Consider the following 16,188-nt stretch of genomic DNA (forward strand, 5'->3'; position numbering starts at 1 on the left):
CCAAGAAAAATAGAACGAACATTCCATTTTTGAGTTCCGATGAAATGGACGCTTGCTTTTAACCCATTCGTGGATATGATGCACCTGTTTGCACCCGGTAGCAAACTCTTTGCACCCGGTAGCATTCATATTTTTACCCGCCTGGGGAGTGGGCGGCACAAAGAGGAGGAACACCATGAAATCCATTTTGAGAAAATTCGCCTATGGCCTTCTGACCGCGGGAATTGTCGTCTCCGGCGCAGCCGCTGCCGGGGCGCAGGACCAGTTGACCATCATCGCGGTCACCCATGGTCAGGCATCCGATCCTTTCTGGTCCATCGTCAAGAACGGCATGATGCAGGCGGGCAAGGACAGCAATGTGCGCGTCGATTATCGCGCTCCTGAAACATTTGACATGGTTGCGATGGGCCAGCTCATCGACGCAGCCGCAAACCAGGCTCCGGCGGGGATCGTGATTTCCAATCCCGATCCGGACGCCCTTGGTCCGGCGATTGAAAAAGCGGTTGCTGCCGGAATTCCGGTCATATCCATGAATTCCGGTATCGCGGCCGCCGAAAAACTCGGCATCAAACTGCATGTCGGCCAGGACGAGCTGCCGGCCGGCATCAAGGTGGGGGAAAAGCTGAAATCTCTCGGCTTTAAACATGTCCTGTGCGTCAATCAGGAGGTGGGCAATGCCGCGCTCGATCAGCGTTGCGCCGGAACCGAGAAAGGGTTCGAAGGCGGCAAGGTGACGGTGTTGCCGACGACGGCGGATCCCGCCGAAATCGAGGCCAAAATCCAGGCGGCTCTGAGCGCGGACTCATCGGTTGATGTTGTTCTCGGCCTTTCTGCTCCGTTGGTCGGTGAACGTGCCGTCGCGATCGTGGAGAAAATGGGGGCAAGCGACAAGGTCAAGGTGGCCTCCTTCGATCTGTCGGCAGGCTTCCTGACGGCGGTTGCAGATGGCAAAGCGCTGTTCGCGGTCGATCAGCAGCCCTTCCTGCAGGGGTATCTGCCGGTAACCTTTCTGGCGCTGAATGCGCGCTACGGCACCATTCCGGCAGGAAACGTCGCTTCCGGTCCGAGCTTCGTCGAGAAGGACACGGCGGCTGCGGTCATCGAAAAATCCTCCCAGGGCATCCGCTAGCCGGATGAAGCGTAGCTCCCGTGTCGACGGGAGCTACGCCGACCGCAACCCTTGCCACCATGCGCGACCTCGGCCGTCGATGTCATTCGCGCGCAAAGACAACACATAATCCAAGGAACGAACCCATGACGCTGGCCAACGAACAGAACGGGACCCCGACCCCGTCCGACGAGCGGCTCAAAAAGGTTTCGACGATGACCGCGTTGCTGCGTCGTCCGGAACTCGGCGCTGTCGCTGGACTGGTGCTCGTCACCATCTTCTTTTTCTTCACGGCCAACCCCGCCATGTTCACGCTGGCAGGCGTGGTCAATTTCATGGCGCCTGCCGCTCAGCTAGGAATTCTCGCCATTGGCGCGGCCTTGCTGATGATCGGTGGTGAATTTGACCTGTCGATCGGATCGATGGTCGCGTTCGCTGGCCTCGTCTTCGGCACGGCGCTCGTGGTTCTCGATCTTCCGCTGAGTGTGTCCATTCTAATTGCGCTGGGTTTCGCCGTGGTAATCGGGGTTACGAATGCGCAGCTCACGATGCGGACCGGTCTCCCTTCGTTCATCGTCACGCTTGCGTTTCTCTTCATTCTGCGCGGTCTCACTCTGGTTGGGCTCAAATGGGCAAGCGGCGGCGCAACGCAGCTTCGCGGCATGAAGGAAGCCGTCGCCGACAGCCCGCTTGCACCGTTTTTTTCCGGCGATGCGTTTCCCGGCCTGTTTTCCTGGCTCGGCAGCAGGGGCATTATCGATACCTTTCCAAATGGCGCGCCGAAAGTTCCCGGCATTCCCGTGGAGATCCTGTGGTTTGTGCTCATTGCTTTGCTCGCTACCTGGGTACTTCTGCGGACACGCTTCGGGAACTGGATTTTTGCAGCCGGCGGCGATCCGCGTGCGGCGCGTAAATCGGGTGTGCCTGTAGCGCGCGTGAAGACCACGCTGTTCATCATAACGGCCATGTGCGCCACCCTCGTTGCAATCCTGACGGTGCTGGATGCCGGCTCAACGGATGCCCGCCGTGGGTTTCAGAAGGAATTCGAGGCCATCATCGCGGCCGTCATCGGCGGTTGCCTTCTCACAGGCGGATATGGTTCGGCGATCGGCGCATTCTTCGGCTCCGTTGTGTTCGGCATGGTGCTGATCGGGCTCACCTACACCTCAATCGATCAGGATTGGTATCTTGTGTTCCTTGGCGGCATGCTGCTGACAGCCGTGATTTTCAACAATGTGATCCGCAAACGCGTCACGGGAGAACGCTGATGAGCACGTCGCAGACGCCAATCGTAGAGGTCAGGAACCTCGTCAAATATTTCGGCTCCATCATCGCGCTCAATGGTGTTTCGCTAAGTGTCAATGCCGGGGAAGTCCTCTGCCTTCTCGGCGACAACGGCGCCGGTAAGTCCACCCTCATCAATACCCTGTCCGGCGTCTTCAAGCCGTATTCAGGAGACTTCCTCATCGACGGACAGGCACGCATGTTCAATGGTCCACGCGATGCACTCGATGCGGGCATCGCGACCGTTTACCAGGATCTTGCGATGATCCCGCTGATGTCAGTGACCCGGAACTTCTTCATGGGCCGGGAACCGCTGAAGGGTTTCGGTCCCTTCAAGAGCATGGACATGGAACTCGCCGACAGGGTCACGCGGGACGAGATGCGCAAGATCGGCATCGATGTGCGCGAGCCGGATCAGGCGGTGGGCACTTTGTCTGGTGGTGAACGGCAATGCGTCGCCATCGCCCGCGCGGTCTATTTCGGCGCAAAGGTGCTCATTCTTGATGAACCCACCTCGGCGCTCGGCGTCGCGCAGACGTCGATGGTCCTCAAATATATCAATCAGGTTCGCAACAATGGGCTCGGCGTCATTTTCATCACGCACAACGTTCGCCATGCCTACGCCGTCGGCAATCGTTTCACGGCATTGAACCGCGGGAAAACGCTCGGGACCTATTCGAAAAGTGAAATCGGCATCGATGATCTGCAAAACCTGATGGCAGGCGGCAAGGAATTGCAGTCGATCTCCGAGGAGCTGGGCGGAACCATCTGAGCGGACACCAAGGAATGAATATCAGGTTCGGCGCAATCGCGCCGCACCACGGCCCCTCACACTCACCAGCAAGGTACTAGCAATGACAGTTCCCGCAACTTCCTTTTCGCTCGCGGCCTGCGCAGAGATGTTATGGCGTGACAGGCCGATCGAATGGCGCGCCGCCCGGCTCAAGGACATGGGTTTCGGTGTCGGCCTGTGGAACTGGCCGGACCATGACCTGACCAGACTCGAAGCCACCGGTGCGACATTCACCATCATGAACGGCTATCTCACGGGACGGCTGACAGACGACGAGGGCGCGGAAGAGCTGCTCAGGACGGCGCGTCAGACAGCCCAGGTGGGCAAGCGCCTTGGCGTGCAGAGGCTGAACCTGCACGGTACAGGCCTCGGAGAAGGCGGCCTGCCCGTGCAGCCGGTCGAGGTCGTTACGGGCGCCATGTGGCTGAAGGCCCGCGACACGCTTTGCCGTATCGTCGATCTGGCGGAAGAAGAGGATGTGGTCTTCACCCTCGAGAACCTTAACCTGTCCGTCGATCACCCCGGCGTACCCTTCGGGCGCGCGGAAGATACGCTGGCTCTGGTATCCAGCATCAACCACCCCCGGCTGCGTCTCAACCTCGACCTTTATCACGCGCAGATCGGCGAAGGAAATCTGATCGAGCTGTGCCGCAAAGCCCTGCCGTGGATCGGGGAAATTCAGGTCGCCGATGTGCCCGGCCGATATGAGCCGGGTACGGGTGAGGTCAACTGGAACGGTATCGCCAGAGCGCTGAAAGCCATGAGCTATTCCGGACCGATCGGCATGGAGGCATGGGCATTCGGCGATGCCGATGCAGCGCTTTCCGCTTTTCGCACCGCATTCACAATCTGAAATCATAATTCTCAAGGACGAACCCCATGCCCAAGATAAAACCCGTCAATGTCGGCCTCATCGGTGCCGGCCGCATCGGCTCCTTCCACGGCGAAACCGTCGCCCGGCGGCTGGTCGACGCCGAACTCGTCGCCATTGCCGATCCCGCGCCGGGTGCAGCCGCCATACTTGCGGAAAAACTCGACGTTGATGCGGCCTATACCGGCATCGCCGAATTACTTGCGCATCCCGGTCTCGATGCCGTCATCATCGCAACGCCGGCGCGCTTCCATACCAATGTTCTGGTTCAGGCTGCAGAGGCTGGAAAAGCGATCTTCTGCGAAAAGCCGATGGCTCTGACGCTGGAGGATGCTGACCGGGCGATTGCCGCGGCACGCTCTGCCGGTATTCCCCTCCAGGTTGGCTTCAATCGCCGGTGGGATCAGGCTTTTTTGGAAGGCAGGGCCGCGATCGATGCCGGCAAGGTCGGCGCGCCGCAGCTCATTCGATCGCTGACGCGGGACCCCGGTCCGTTCGGAGGAGACCCCGGCCGTATTCCGCTCTGGACGATTTTCTACGAGACCCTCATCCACGATTTCGACACGCTGTTATGGCTGAACCCCGGCGCCAAGCCCGTCGAAGTCTTCGCCATGGCGGATGCGCTTGTCCGTCCCGATGCGAAAGCCAACGGTTTTCTCGATACGGCGGTCGTGAATATCCGTTTCGACAATGGTTCGATCGCCGTCGCGGAAGCGAATTTCTCGGCGCTTTATGGCTATGACATTCGCGGGGAGGTCTTTGGTTCCGCGGGTATGGTGACGATGGGCGACGTGCGCCGTTCCAGCATGACGCTGTTTGGTGAACATGGCGTCTCGAATGAGACCTGGCGTCGCGATACCGATCACTTTGTTCATGGCTACACGGCGCAGCTTGCCTCTTTCATAACGGCCGTTCGCCAGGGAGCAATGAACGGCGCCCCCGATGGTCTTGATGCGCGTAACGCATTGGCGATCGCTCTTGCCGCGATAGAGTCGGTCTCGCGCAAACAGCCCGTTGCCCTCGATTGACCCCGATGCGCGCTGGTAGGCCAGCGCGCTTTCCGATCCCGCCAAGGAGCAGGCTTCATGCGCACGCGGCAGACCTTCAAGACACCGACGAGCATTTACGAAATGCAGGACTTGATCACGGAGCTCCGATTGTCAGAGCAGCAGGAACGTGTTGCACGAACCATTCTGACCCGGCCACATATCGTGGCCTTCGGAACCATAGGCTCTCTAGCCGGCGAGTGCGCCGTGTCTCCTTCCACAGTTGTTCGCGTCGCAAATTCACTTGGTTTCGACACGTTCCGCCAGTTCAAACGCGTTTTTCGAGCGCACTTGTTATCTGAGGTAAGTCGCCACGCGCATTTGGGGCAGGTCCAGCCAATTTTCAGGCGCTAAAGTTCCGAGACGAACTCCAGGGGCGCGGTGTCACCGGAGACTTCATATCCCAGAGCCATCAAGCTCCCGGGCGTCCTCGCCTTCCCAGGGCGTGGGTATTGAGAGGTCATCGATATCGGCTGAGGGCATAGGCATCCAACACTTTAATTCCGGTTCAGAGTATTCGACGATCCGCCCGGGCGAAGAGTCAGCAGCACGCCAGCCTTCCCAACCATATTGGTCACCCTGCGACCAGTAAGCGAGATCGACTTGGGACGAACCCTGTTCGGACGAACGGATCGTGACGAGAATGCGTTCGCCATTTTTGGGCGCGCTTGCCATATGGCGCCATCGGTTTGACTTATCCATCATTTCCCCCCTGTCTTGGCTGTCAATTGTGGCCTCGCCGTCAAAGAGGTCAACTAAAACTTTGCATGGCTCCGCTGTCGCTCCGACTGCACCCCCATCCGGCTCTAGATATCGTCGCGACACTCTTGGGACGCGATGGCGTTACCCAGGGAAAAAACGATTGACCGGTCGTTGCAGGCCGAGATGATCGCGCAATGTCGTTCCCTCATACTCCTTTCGGAACAGGCCGCGTCTTTGCAGTTCCGGCACAAGCAGGTTCGTGAAATCGTCAAGACCGGCAGGCAGGAACGGGAACGTGACATTGAAGCCGTCCGAACCCTCTTCGTATAGCCATCGCTCCATCTCGTCGGCGATGGTTTTGGCCGTGCCGACAAATGCGAGACCTCCATAACCACCCAGTCGCTGGGCGAGCTGGCGCACCGTCAGGCCTTCACTTCTGGCAAGTTCGATCACCCTTTCGCGGCTGGATTTGCTGGCATTCGTTTCGGGAATATCGGGCAGGGGAGCATCGGGATCGAAGCTCGAAGCATCGTGGCCAAGGGCAATGGAAAGCGAGGCTATCGCGCTTTCATAGTGGACGAGACTGTCGAGCCTGGCGCGTTTGGCCCTCGCTTCTTCCACGGTATCAGCGACCAGAACGAAGGCGCCCGGCAGAATGACAATGCCGTCGCGGGAACGGCCTGCCGCGACAGTCCTGTCCTTGACGTCCTTATAAAAGGCTTTTCCCGCCGCAAGCGTGGGTGTCGCCGCAAAAACCACCTCTGCCGTTTCGGCGGCAAGCTGGCGTCCCGGCTCCGACGCCCCGGCTTGAACGATGACGGGCCAACCCTGCACCGGACGCGCGATATTGAGCGGCCCGCGCACGGAAAATTCGGGCCCTTTGTGGTCGAGCACATGCATTTTGTCAGGTTCGAAGAACAGCCCGCTATCGACGTCCCGGATAAAGGCATCATCGGAGAAGGAGTCCCAGAGGCCGGTGACGACATCGTAGAATTCCCGCGCCCGGCCATAACGCTCGGCATGATCGGGCTGTACGTCGCGGCCGAAATTCCGGGCCGCATCCGGATTTGACGTGGTGACGATGTTCCAGCCGGCGCGGCCGTTGCTGAGGTGATCGAGCGACGCAAAACGCCGGGCGACGTGATAGGGCTCATCGAATGTGGTGGAGGCGGTGGCGACCAGCCCGATGCGGGAGGTAACGGCGGCGAGTGCCGAAAGCAGGGTGAAGGGCTCGAAGGAGGTGACGGTGTGGCTGCGGCGCAGGGCTTCCGTCGGCATGTTCAGCACCGCCAGATGGTCGGCCATGAAGAATGCATCGAATTTCGCCGCTTCAAGCTGTTGCGCAAAGCGCGCCAGGTGGGTGAAATTGAAATTCGCATCCGGGAAGGATCCCGGGTAACGCCATGCGCCCGTGTGGAGACTGACGGGCCGCATAAATGCGCCGAGATGCAGTTTGCGATCATTTGCCATTGGGCTTCACTCACTCGTCGATGTTTCTGATACGGGCTGCTTGTGCCGATGGCCTCTAACAGGCGAAGGCAGGCCCGATATTTATCGCAACGATATCCCTGCCGGGGCGTTGGCGCGGCAAAGACTATTCCGATTATGATTTGCAAACCGAAAGATTTTTCCTGAAATTGTTCATTTGGCGATGATCCCGTCACAGGGCCGGGTTTGTTTCGGCCTTGATGAGCGCGAGAATCGACAGGCCGACCCTCACTTCCTGCCGCCTGCGCCAAAATTTGCTGAAAACCGCAAATGATTAGAAGAATTTTGCTTTCAGCATCTGGGCTTCTGTGTTTCTTATAATGCTTAAATAGAATTTTTGACGCCTATTAATTCAGAAATAACATGATGAAAGATCGCAAAACCAATGCTGTGTCCTCTAATGCTGTCGGCTTGCCAGCGCTTGAGGCGAGGCTTGCGCAGGAGCTGGCGCTGCTCGAGCGGCCGGCGAAGCCGTGGGTGCCGCGTATGCAGCTCGATGGCGTCGAAGTGCTGGATGTCGCGGTCATCGGCGCTGGACTTTGCGGGCTAACCGCGCTGGCCGCCCTGTCATTTGCCGGAATCGACAATATCAGGTCTGTCGACAAGGCGCCGAGCGGGCGGGAGGGTCCTTGGGTCACAAGCGCGCGCATGGAAACATTGCGCACCCGCAAGGAACTCGCCGGGCCGGCGCTCGGTGTGCCGTCCCTGACATTCCGCGCATGGTTCGAGGCGCAGTTCGGTGTCCGTGCCTACGACGATATGGACCTCATCCCGCGTGAATTATGGATGGCCTATATGGTCTGGTATCGCACCGTGCTGGCGCTGCCGGTGACCAACGAGACCGCGCTTGTCAGCCTCGTTTTGCGTGAGGATGGGCTGCTCGAACTCGTTCTGAAAGGGCCGGAGGGACCAGCAAAGGTTCTGGCGCGGCGGGTAATACTGGCGACGGGGCTCGATGGCCTCGGCGCGCCGCGCCTGCCGGATGTGGCGAAAACGGTTCCTGCCCGCTTCGTGCGTCACAGCGGCGACGTATTCGATGTGAGCGCCTTGCGCGGCAGGCGCGTCGCCGTGGTCGGCGCTGGTGCTTCGGCGATGGACAATGCAGCCGCAGCACTCGAGGCTGGCGCTGCCCGGGTCGATCTTTTCATTCGAAGGACCGATATCCCCCGGGTCGAAAAATTCGGCGGCATCGCAAGCCTCGGGATGACCCACGGTTATATCGGCCTGCCTGAGGCCGATCGCTGGGCTTTCATGGTCGAAGCGGAGCGCACGCAGATTCCGCCGCCGCGCCACAGCGTCCTCAGGGTCTCGCGCCACGACAATGCGTTCTTCCATCTGGCCAGTCCCGTTCTCAGCCTGACCGAGGTTGACGACGCGGTGGAGATCGAGACCCCGAAGGGGCGCTATCCGGCCGATCTCATCATTTTCGCCACCGGCTTCGACGTCGATTTCGCCCGGCGGCCGGAATTTACCGCACTGAGCGACCGCGTCCTGCTCTGGCGCGACGCCTACCAGCCGCCCGCCGGACAGAGCAACGATGTGCTGGGGTCCTATCCCTATCTCGGACCTGCCTTCGAGTTTCTGCCGAAACCGGATCTGTCGGCCGCCGAGGCGGAGACGATTTCCCGTATCCACTGCTTTGCCTATCCGGCAGTTCCATCCCACGGGAAAATCACCAGCGGCATTCCGGCAGTCAGCCAGGGGGCGGAGCGTCTGGCGCAGGGCATTGCCCGCTCGCTGTTCGTCGAAGACCGCGCCCGTCATTACCATACATTCATGAATCACGACGCCGCTGAAATCACCGGCGACGAATGGCGCGACGCAGATGCGCAGGACAAGACCAAGGAGCATGCCAATGGCTGAAGCGGCGCTGAAACTGGAGATATTTTACGGCATCTCCTCACCATGGGCTTATTTCGGCGCGCCAAGGGCGGTCGAAGTCGCCCGCACACATGGCGCCGCAATCGTGCTGCGGCCCATCCGCATCATCGAGGCCAATGGCGGCATTCCGCTGCGCAGCCGTCCGGATGCCCGGCAGAATTATCATGCCGTGGAACTGGACCGGTGGCGGCGTTATCTCGCCATGCCGCTTAACCTGACTCCGAAGTTTTACCCCTGCGCCACCATCGAGCGCGCCGCCCAGCTCGTCATCGCCGCGCAGACGGCCGGGCTTGATGCGATCGGCCTCTCCTTCGCCATCCAGCGCGCCCTGTGGAGCGAAGACCGCGACATCGCCGATCTCGAGACGCTGCGCGCCATTGCGCAGGCGGTGCTCGGACCCGAAGGCGCAGCGCTTGCGCGCGATCCGCAGCCGCAGGACGTCGTTGCGGAATGGCAGGGAAATCTTGCCGAAGCCGAGCGTCTCGGCATTTTCGGAACACCTACCTATGTGGTGAACGGCGAGCTTTTCTGGGGGCAGGATCGCCTGGAATTCGCAAGCCGCGCCCTTGGGGCGCTCAAGCAGCAACTTTCACAATCCGCCGTGAGGACATCCGCATGACCGATGCCGCAAAACTCCACAATGAGGCCATCGTCATCGACGGTCTGCAAACCTGCCAGTGGAGCAGATCCATATTCGAGGACATGCGTGCCGGCGGCCTCACCGCCGTCAACGTCTCAAGCGTGATCTGGGAAAATTTCCGCGAGGGCATCGGTTATGTCAGCGAATGGAAGCGTTTCCTGCGGGAAAACGACGATCTGATCCGCCTGGTGCGCACGGTGGCCGATATTCACGCGGCCAAGGCGGAAAATAGAACGGGCATCATCATCGGCTGGCAGAACACCTCGCCGCTCGAGGACAAGCTTGATTATGTGGAGATTTTTAGGGATCTCGGCGTCGGCATCATGCAACTGACCTACAATACCCAGAATTATTCCGGCGCGGGTTATCTTGAGGAAAATGACAGCGGCCTGACCGGCTTCGGCCGTGAGGTGCTTGGGGAGATGAACCGCGTCGGCGTGCTCTGCGATCTCAGCCATGTCGGCGACAAAACCACGGCGGATGTCATCGCCCGCTCCAAAGCACCGGTCTGCATCTCGCATGTGCTGCCGCGCGCGCTTCGCGACGTGAAACGCAACAAGCCGGATGAACTCTTGAAGGCCTGTGCGGAAAAGGGCGGCATCGTCGGCATCAGCCTTTTCGCGCCGGGACTTGCTGCCGGAAACGATGCGACGGTCGAGGATTACCTCGATGCCATGGCCTATGTCATCGATCTCGTCGGCGAGGATCATGTCGGCATCGGCACGGATTTTTCGCAGGAGCGGCCGCGTCCCGGCCCGTGGCAGCTCTGGGCCAACCGCGACAAGGGCACGGCCCGGACGCTGACGGAATTCGCGACGGTGAAGATTTCCAAGCCGAAGGGCATCGAGCGCATCGGCGAGGTTCCCAATATCACCGCCCGCATGCTGGCGCGCGGCTGGAGCGAAACGCTCGTTTTGAAACTTCTCGGACAGAACTGGCTGCGCGTGCTGGATGCCGCGTGGCGGCCTGCAGTCTGACAACCAAATCAAACGGAGGCAATTGAAATGAAAAAAGCTCATCAGCGCCGCAAGGCCGCGATTTTCGCCGGCATCGTTGCCGCCGGGATCGCATCGCTCTCGGGAACCGTCTATGCGCAGGATGCGACAAAGGGCACCGTCAATATCGTCGGTTTTTCCGGCGTTTTTGCCGATAACTATCAAAAATTCATCATTGACGCCTTCAAGGCCGAACATCCCGGCGTCGAGGTGAATTATCAGCAGAGCAAGAATTCGGCCGAAACGCTGGCGCTGCTCACCCTTCAGCGCGCCGAACCGAAGGTCGATGTCGCGCTCATCGACGTCTCGGTCGCCATCAAGGCGAACAAGGAGGAATTGTTCACCAAACTCGATCCCGCCAGGGTGCCGAACCTTGCGGAACAGCCGGAATGGGCGCGCATCGATGGCGACCGCGCCATCGCATTCTCGCAGGACAATCTTGCCATCCTCTACAATACCGACGCGGTGAAGGAACCGCCGACAAGCTGGGCCGATCTTGCCGACCCGAAATACAAGGGAAAGATCGCGGCCAAGCTTTCCGATACGCGTGGCGTCATTCTCCTGCCGATCCTCACCAAGCTGAAGGGCGGCGATTACAAGACGTCCATAGATCCGGCCATCGATTTTCTTAAGGAGGTTGCGCCGAGCGTCTCGACCTTCGAGCCCGCACCGGACTGCTATGCCGTGGTGCAGAGCGGCGAGGTCGATCTTTCCGTCTGCTGGAACGGCCGCGCGCAATATCTGCATGATACGCAGGGCGGCAAGATCGGCGTGGCCCTGCCGAAGGAAGGCTCCATCGGCCAGACGAACACCATCGGTCTCGTCGAAGGTTCTGCCAACAAGGAGGCCGCCGAGCTTTTCGTCAACTATGCGCTGAGCGCGAAGGCGCAGGCGACATTTGCCGAGAAGAGCTTCTATGGTCCGGTCAATACCAAGGTTTCGCTCAGCGAGCCGGTTGCCGCCCGCATCTATGGCAGCAAGGAAGCCCAGGCCGCGCAGTCCTCGCTGGACTGGACCTTCGTGGCGGACAAATATTCGGCATGGATACAGCGGATCAACCGCGAGGTCATCGCGGCGAATTGAGACAGGAAGCAGAGGACGTCATGGCCGATCATCATGTCGAGATCGACAGTCTCGTGAAGACCTATCCGGGCGCCCTCAAGCCCTCCGTGGATCACGTCAGCTTTTCCCTGCCGCGCGGGGAAATGCTGGCGTTGCTCGGCCCATCCGGCTGCGGCAAAACGACAATCCTGCGCATGATTGCCGGTCTGATCCCGGTAACCTCGGGCGAGATCCGGCTGGATGGTCGCGACATTTCCGCGACCCCAGTCCATAAGCGCAATATGGGCATGGTCTTTCAGGCCTATGCCCTGTTTCCGCATATGAATGTTGCCGAAAACATCGCCTTCGGGCTGGAAATGCGCGGCATCGCCAAATCCGAGCGCACGGAGCGGGTGGCAAAGGCGCTCGATCTGGTCAAGCTTTCCGGCCTTGGCGAAAGGCGCGTCTCCCAGCTTTCCGGCGGCCAGCAGCAACGCGCGGCAATCGCCCGCTCACTCGTCATCGAACCCGCGCTGCTGCTGTTTGACGAGCCGCTCTCCAATCTCGATGCGAAACTGCGCGATGAAATGCGCGATGAAATCCGCGACATCCAGAGCCGCACCGGGGTTACCAGCATTTTCGTGACGCATGATCAGGATGAAGCCCTGTCAATGGCCGACAGGCTGGCGGTGATGTCGGATGGTCGGCTGGAGCAGATCGGCACGCCGCGCGAGATTTTCGACAGGCCGAAAACGGATTTTGTCGCCTCCTTCATCGGCGCTGGTTCTTTCCTTACGGGCACGGTGGTTGCGCCGGGCAGGGCGGAAATCCCCGGTCTCGGTTTCCTGCATTTCTCGGCCGCTGTTCCGGTTGGCCAAAAAGCGCGGTTTCTGGTGCGTCCGCATCGCTTCGTGCTGGGTGAGGGCGTCAATGCTTTCTCTGGCATCGTCGAACATGTGACCTATCGCGGGCAGATGCTGACGCTCGGCGTGCGCGCGGGCGACCATCGCCTCCAGGCCGATCTGCCCACACATGCTGCCGCCTTGCCGGCTAAGGGGGAGCGGGTGACGCTTTCCGTCGCGCCGGAGGATGTGACGCTGATCGGGGAGGCGGCCTGATGGCGGCGGCAAGTCATGCTTCCGGTGGCGGCACCTCGCATCGCGGCGTTCTGCTTCTTCTGCTTTTGCCGGGCCTCATTGCGCTGCTGACGACGTTTCTTTTGCCGCTCATCTGGCTGGTGCGGGCCTCGTTCGCGTCCTCGGCCATGGCCGCACTCCGCGGCGGCGACTGGACGCTCGAATCCTATAGAACCGTGCTGTTAGACCCATTCTACTGGAAAATTGCCTGGAACACGCTTTATCTCGGCGTGAATGTCGCGGTTCTGGCGGTCGTTCTTTCCTATCCCATCGCGCTTTTCCTAGCCCGCACCACCAGCCGCTGGCGCGGTGTGCTGACAGCACTTGCCGTTGCACCGCTTCTCACCTCCTCGGTGGTGCGCACTTATGGCTGGATGGTCATTCTGGGGGATCGGGGCGTGATCAACACGGCGCTGCAATCTTCCGGCCTGACGGATGGGGTCATCCGGCTCACCAACAATTATTTCGGTGCGACCGTCGCGCTGGTCGAAATCTTGATGCCTTATGCGATCCTTGCGATGCTGAGCGGTTTTGGCCGGCTGAACACGCAGTTCGAGGAGGCAGCCGCCATGCTGGGTGCGAACCGTTTGCGCGTGTTCACCCGCATTGTGCTGCCGCTTTCGCTGCCCGGCGTTCTCACCGCCGCCCTTCTGGTCTTCGTGCTCGCCATCTCGTCCTTCGTTACGCCGCGCCTGATGGGCGGCGGCCGCGTTTTCGTCATCGGCACGGAGGTTTTCAACGAGGCGACGGTGACGCTGAACTGGCCGCTGGCCGCCGCACTTTCGGTGTTGTTGCTCGTCCTGTTCGGCAGTGTGATCGTGATATACCAGCGCGCCATGCGCGCGCTTGAGATGTGAGGCCGGCCATGGACGCGAAATTCGGACGCTTCGCCCACGCGCTTCTGCTGACACTGCTTTACCTGTTTCTTCTGGCGCCGATCATCGTCGTCCTGATCATTTCCTTCGATACGCGGCAATATCTGGCCTTTCCGCCGGAAAGCCTGTCCTTCGGCTCCTATGCCAAGGTGTTCGCCAATGTGAAGTTCATCTCCGCCTTCTGGCGAAGCCTCGGCATCGGCCTGCTTGTCGGTTTCGTCTCGATTTTCGCGGGACTGCTTCTGTCGCTGGCGCTGTCGCGGCACGAATTCCGTGGTAAGGGCGCCGTCAATTTCCTGATCCTTGCGCCTTTCCTCGTGCCGCATATCGTGCTTGCCGTCGGTGTGATGCTGGTGCTCGGGCCGCTCGGCTTGCTCGACAGCTATACCGGCATCTTTCTCGCGCATCTTGGTATCACCACGCCCTATACCGTGCGCACCATCACCATGAGCCTGATGGCAGTGGATCGTCGTGTCGAAGAGGCGGCGCGCGTTCACGGCGCATCGCCAGCCATGGTGCTGTGGCGCATCACCTTGCCGCTTGTCCGACCTGGCCTCATTGCCGGCGCGGTCATCGCCTTCCTGATTTCTTTCGACGAAGCGACGATCTCGCTCTTCATCGTTTCCGTCAAATCCTCGACATTGCCGACGGAAATCTATCACTACCTCGAATATTCCACCGATCCGCAGATTGCCGCCCTTTCCGTCATCCTCATCCTCATCTCGGTTGGCGTGGTCGTGGCGGTCGAGCGGTTGATCGGGTTGCGCAAGGTGCTGTGACATGACCATCGTGAAAGTGGCAGCCGGCGCGTTGCAGGGTATCAGGGAAAACAGAATTCACGCCTTTCTCGGTGTGCCCTATGCCGCGCCCGTTACGGTGGAGCGTCGTTTCGAAGCGCCGCAGCCGGTTTTGCCGTGGCAGGCGGTGCGGGACGCGACCCGGCTCGGCCCCGTCTGTCCGCAAATTCCCACCTACGGTCCGGTTGGCACCGCCGCGACCTCGAAACTGGCCTTCGGTGAGGATTTTTTGGCGCTCAACATTCGCACGCCGGACCCGACAGGCCGGGCGCCGGTACTTTTCTGGATCCATGGCGGCGGTTATGCGGTCGGCTCGGCCAACGAGCCGGTGCTGCAGAGTGGCGCGTTTGCGGCGAGCGGCATCGTCGAGGTCACGGTCAATTATCGCCTTGGCGCGCTTGGCTTTCTCCGCGTTGAGGGCAAGCCAGACAATCGCGGTCTACTCGATCTCATGGCCGCGCTCGAATGGGTGCGCGACAATATTGCCGCCTTCGGCGGTGATCCTGATCGTGTGACGCTTGCGGGGCGCTCGGCTGGCGGCTTTGCGGTTGCGACGCTGATGGCCATGCCGCAAGCGCAGGGGCTTTTTCATCGCGCCATGCCGCAAAGCGGCGCAAGCACGGCAATCGCCTCCCTGGACGACGCCGCCAAGCTTTCGCGCCGCTTCCGGGCAGCGGCGGAAATGGACGATGCAGCGCTTGCGGCTCTGCCTATAGAGAGACTGCTCGAAATCCAGCGCGATCTCTGCAACCAGTCTTACGAGCACCATGATTTTGCCCGCGACGGGGCGGCCGCGATGCTCGGCGTGCCTTTCGTTCCTGTTGTTGATGGGATGAGCCTGCCGGAACATCCCGAAACCGCCGCGCAGGCAGGACGCACCGCCGCCGTGCCGATGATGATCGGCTGCACGACGGGAGAATACGTGACCCATGCGACGGCGCAGCCGGACATGGATTTCGTGCGCTGTGCGGACCTGCTGCATGAACGTGTTCTGCCCTGTGGCCTCAGCGGTTCCGGCATTGTGGAGCGCTATCGCACCGCTTTGCCGGGCCACAGCCCACGCGGCATCTGGCGGGCAATTGCCGGCGATCTGGTCTTCCAACTTCCCGCGATCCGTTTCGCCAAGCTGCATGCCCGCTTCAACCCGGTCTATAAATATCTCTACGGCTCTCTGGAGGCCAATGAACTGGGTGCGCCGCACGGGGCGGAAGTCGGCTCCGTCTGGTATCGCCATGGCTCGAACAGCCGCGACCTGCCGGAGCGGCAGCGTGTGACGGATGCGGGTTTCGCAAGGGCGATCCATGATCTGTGGGCCTCATTCATCAAGGATGCACAGCCGACCGCGCCGCACGGCGAGTGGCCGCGTTATCATGCCCAAAGGCCAACGGTTCTGCGGGCGGGTCCAATAGGGTTTGGCGTTACTCCCGATCCCTTTGACGGGCGTGAGGCGCTCTGGCTGCCGGCTGGTCATGAAGATCGTCGACCGGTATAGCGCTTGGTGACGATGACGAAGAAACACAGGTCTCGGGGC

At 60.5% G+C, this 16,188-nt stretch carries 16 protein-coding genes; 14 read left to right on the plus strand and 2 right to left on the minus strand.

The features are described 5' to 3' along the window. The first annotated feature begins 175 nt into the window (after window positions 1–175). The 6 genes from CFBP5499_RS22770 to CFBP5499_RS22795 all read left to right on the plus strand — a co-directional run bounded on the left by CFBP5499_RS22770 (window position 176) and on the right by CFBP5499_RS22795 (window position 5,456). Window positions 176–1,129 carry a sugar ABC transporter substrate-binding protein gene (locus CFBP5499_RS22770; protein ID WP_080828040.1) on the plus strand — a complete coding sequence of 318 codons (954 nt, stop codon included), beginning with the start codon at window positions 176–178 and terminating at the stop codon, window positions 1,127–1,129. Between the two features lie 125 nt (window positions 1,130–1,254). Then, window positions 1,255–2,376, plus strand: a complete 1,122-nt coding sequence (locus tag CFBP5499_RS22775) for an ABC transporter permease (protein WP_080828038.1) — start codon at window positions 1,255–1,257, stop codon at window positions 2,374–2,376. Continuing rightward, window positions 2,376–3,164, plus strand: a complete 789-nt coding sequence (locus CFBP5499_RS22780; RefSeq protein WP_080828036.1) for an ATP-binding cassette domain-containing protein — start codon at window positions 2,376–2,378, stop codon at window positions 3,162–3,164. Before CFBP5499_RS22775 ends, CFBP5499_RS22780 begins: the two co-directional genes overlap by 1 nt. Before the next feature lie 82 nt (window positions 3,165–3,246). Continuing rightward, window positions 3,247–4,038, plus strand: a complete 792-nt coding sequence (locus CFBP5499_RS22785) for a TIM barrel protein (RefSeq protein WP_080828034.1) — start codon at window positions 3,247–3,249, stop codon at window positions 4,036–4,038. A 26-nt stretch (window positions 4,039–4,064) separates the two neighbouring features. Further along, a complete protein-coding gene (locus tag CFBP5499_RS22790; RefSeq protein WP_080828031.1) occupies window positions 4,065–5,084 on the plus strand; it encodes a Gfo/Idh/MocA family oxidoreductase in 1,020 nt (339 codons plus the stop codon). A gap of 102 nt (window positions 5,085–5,186) precedes the next feature. Beyond that, window positions 5,187–5,456 carry a MurR/RpiR family transcriptional regulator gene (locus tag CFBP5499_RS22795; protein WP_233284259.1) on the plus strand — a complete coding sequence of 90 codons (270 nt, stop codon included), beginning with the start codon at window positions 5,187–5,189 and terminating at the stop codon, window positions 5,454–5,456. A 42-nt stretch (window positions 5,457–5,498) separates the two neighbouring features. On the opposite strand, the gene CFBP5499_RS30550 is transcribed toward CFBP5499_RS22795, so the two are convergent. Together CFBP5499_RS30550 and CFBP5499_RS22805 are read right to left on the minus strand one after the other, a co-directional pair. After that, window positions 5,499–5,804, minus strand: a complete 306-nt coding sequence (locus CFBP5499_RS30550; protein ID WP_080828028.1) for a hypothetical protein — start codon at window positions 5,802–5,804, stop codon at window positions 5,499–5,501. Window positions 5,805–5,945: 141 nt separating this feature from the next. Beyond that, window positions 5,946–7,274, minus strand: a complete 1,329-nt coding sequence (locus CFBP5499_RS22805) for an LLM class flavin-dependent oxidoreductase (protein WP_137066453.1) — start codon at window positions 7,272–7,274, stop codon at window positions 5,946–5,948. Between the two features lie 384 nt (window positions 7,275–7,658). Between CFBP5499_RS22805 and CFBP5499_RS22810 the strand changes: the two genes are divergently transcribed. Genes CFBP5499_RS22810 through CFBP5499_RS22845 form a run of 8 tightly spaced genes read left to right on the plus strand, consistent with a single transcriptional unit; the run spans window position 7,659 to window position 16,149 of the window. Continuing rightward, complete coding sequence (locus tag CFBP5499_RS22810) at window positions 7,659–9,155, plus strand: FAD/NAD(P)-binding protein (RefSeq protein WP_371506819.1); 1,497 nt, start codon at window positions 7,659–7,661, stop codon at window positions 9,153–9,155. After that, window positions 9,148–9,792, plus strand: a complete 645-nt coding sequence (locus tag CFBP5499_RS22815) for a 2-hydroxychromene-2-carboxylate isomerase (protein WP_080828022.1) — start codon at window positions 9,148–9,150, stop codon at window positions 9,790–9,792. Before CFBP5499_RS22810 ends, CFBP5499_RS22815 begins: the two co-directional genes overlap by 8 nt. Further along, on the plus strand, window positions 9,789–10,790 hold the full coding sequence (locus CFBP5499_RS22820) for a dipeptidase (protein WP_080828020.1): 1,002 nt from the start codon (window positions 9,789–9,791) through the stop codon (window positions 10,788–10,790). Before CFBP5499_RS22815 ends, CFBP5499_RS22820 begins: the two co-directional genes overlap by 4 nt. Window positions 10,791–10,817: 27 nt before the next feature. Beyond that, complete coding sequence (locus tag CFBP5499_RS22825; protein ID WP_080828018.1) at window positions 10,818–11,891, plus strand: ABC transporter substrate-binding protein; 1,074 nt, start codon at window positions 10,818–10,820, stop codon at window positions 11,889–11,891. Window positions 11,892–11,911: 20 nt separating this feature from the next. Next, complete coding sequence (locus CFBP5499_RS22830; RefSeq protein WP_080828015.1) at window positions 11,912–12,967, plus strand: ABC transporter ATP-binding protein; 1,056 nt, start codon at window positions 11,912–11,914, stop codon at window positions 12,965–12,967. Beyond that, window positions 12,967–13,842, plus strand: a complete 876-nt coding sequence (locus CFBP5499_RS22835; protein ID WP_080828013.1) for an ABC transporter permease — start codon at window positions 12,967–12,969, stop codon at window positions 13,840–13,842. The genes CFBP5499_RS22830 and CFBP5499_RS22835 overlap by 1 nt, the downstream gene beginning before the upstream one ends. Before the next feature lie 8 nt (window positions 13,843–13,850). Beyond that, window positions 13,851–14,639, plus strand: a complete 789-nt coding sequence (locus CFBP5499_RS22840; RefSeq protein WP_080828011.1) for an ABC transporter permease — start codon at window positions 13,851–13,853, stop codon at window positions 14,637–14,639. 1 nt (window position 14,640) lies between these two features. Beyond that, on the plus strand, window positions 14,641–16,149 hold the full coding sequence (locus tag CFBP5499_RS22845; RefSeq protein ID WP_080828008.1) for a carboxylesterase/lipase family protein: 1,509 nt from the start codon (window positions 14,641–14,643) through the stop codon (window positions 16,147–16,149). Window positions 16,150–16,188: the final 39 nt, after the last annotated feature.

Origin of the sequence: Agrobacterium tumefaciens, from assembly GCF_005221325.1 — a bacterium.
Taxonomy (GTDB): Bacteria; Pseudomonadota; Alphaproteobacteria; order Rhizobiales; family Rhizobiaceae; genus Agrobacterium.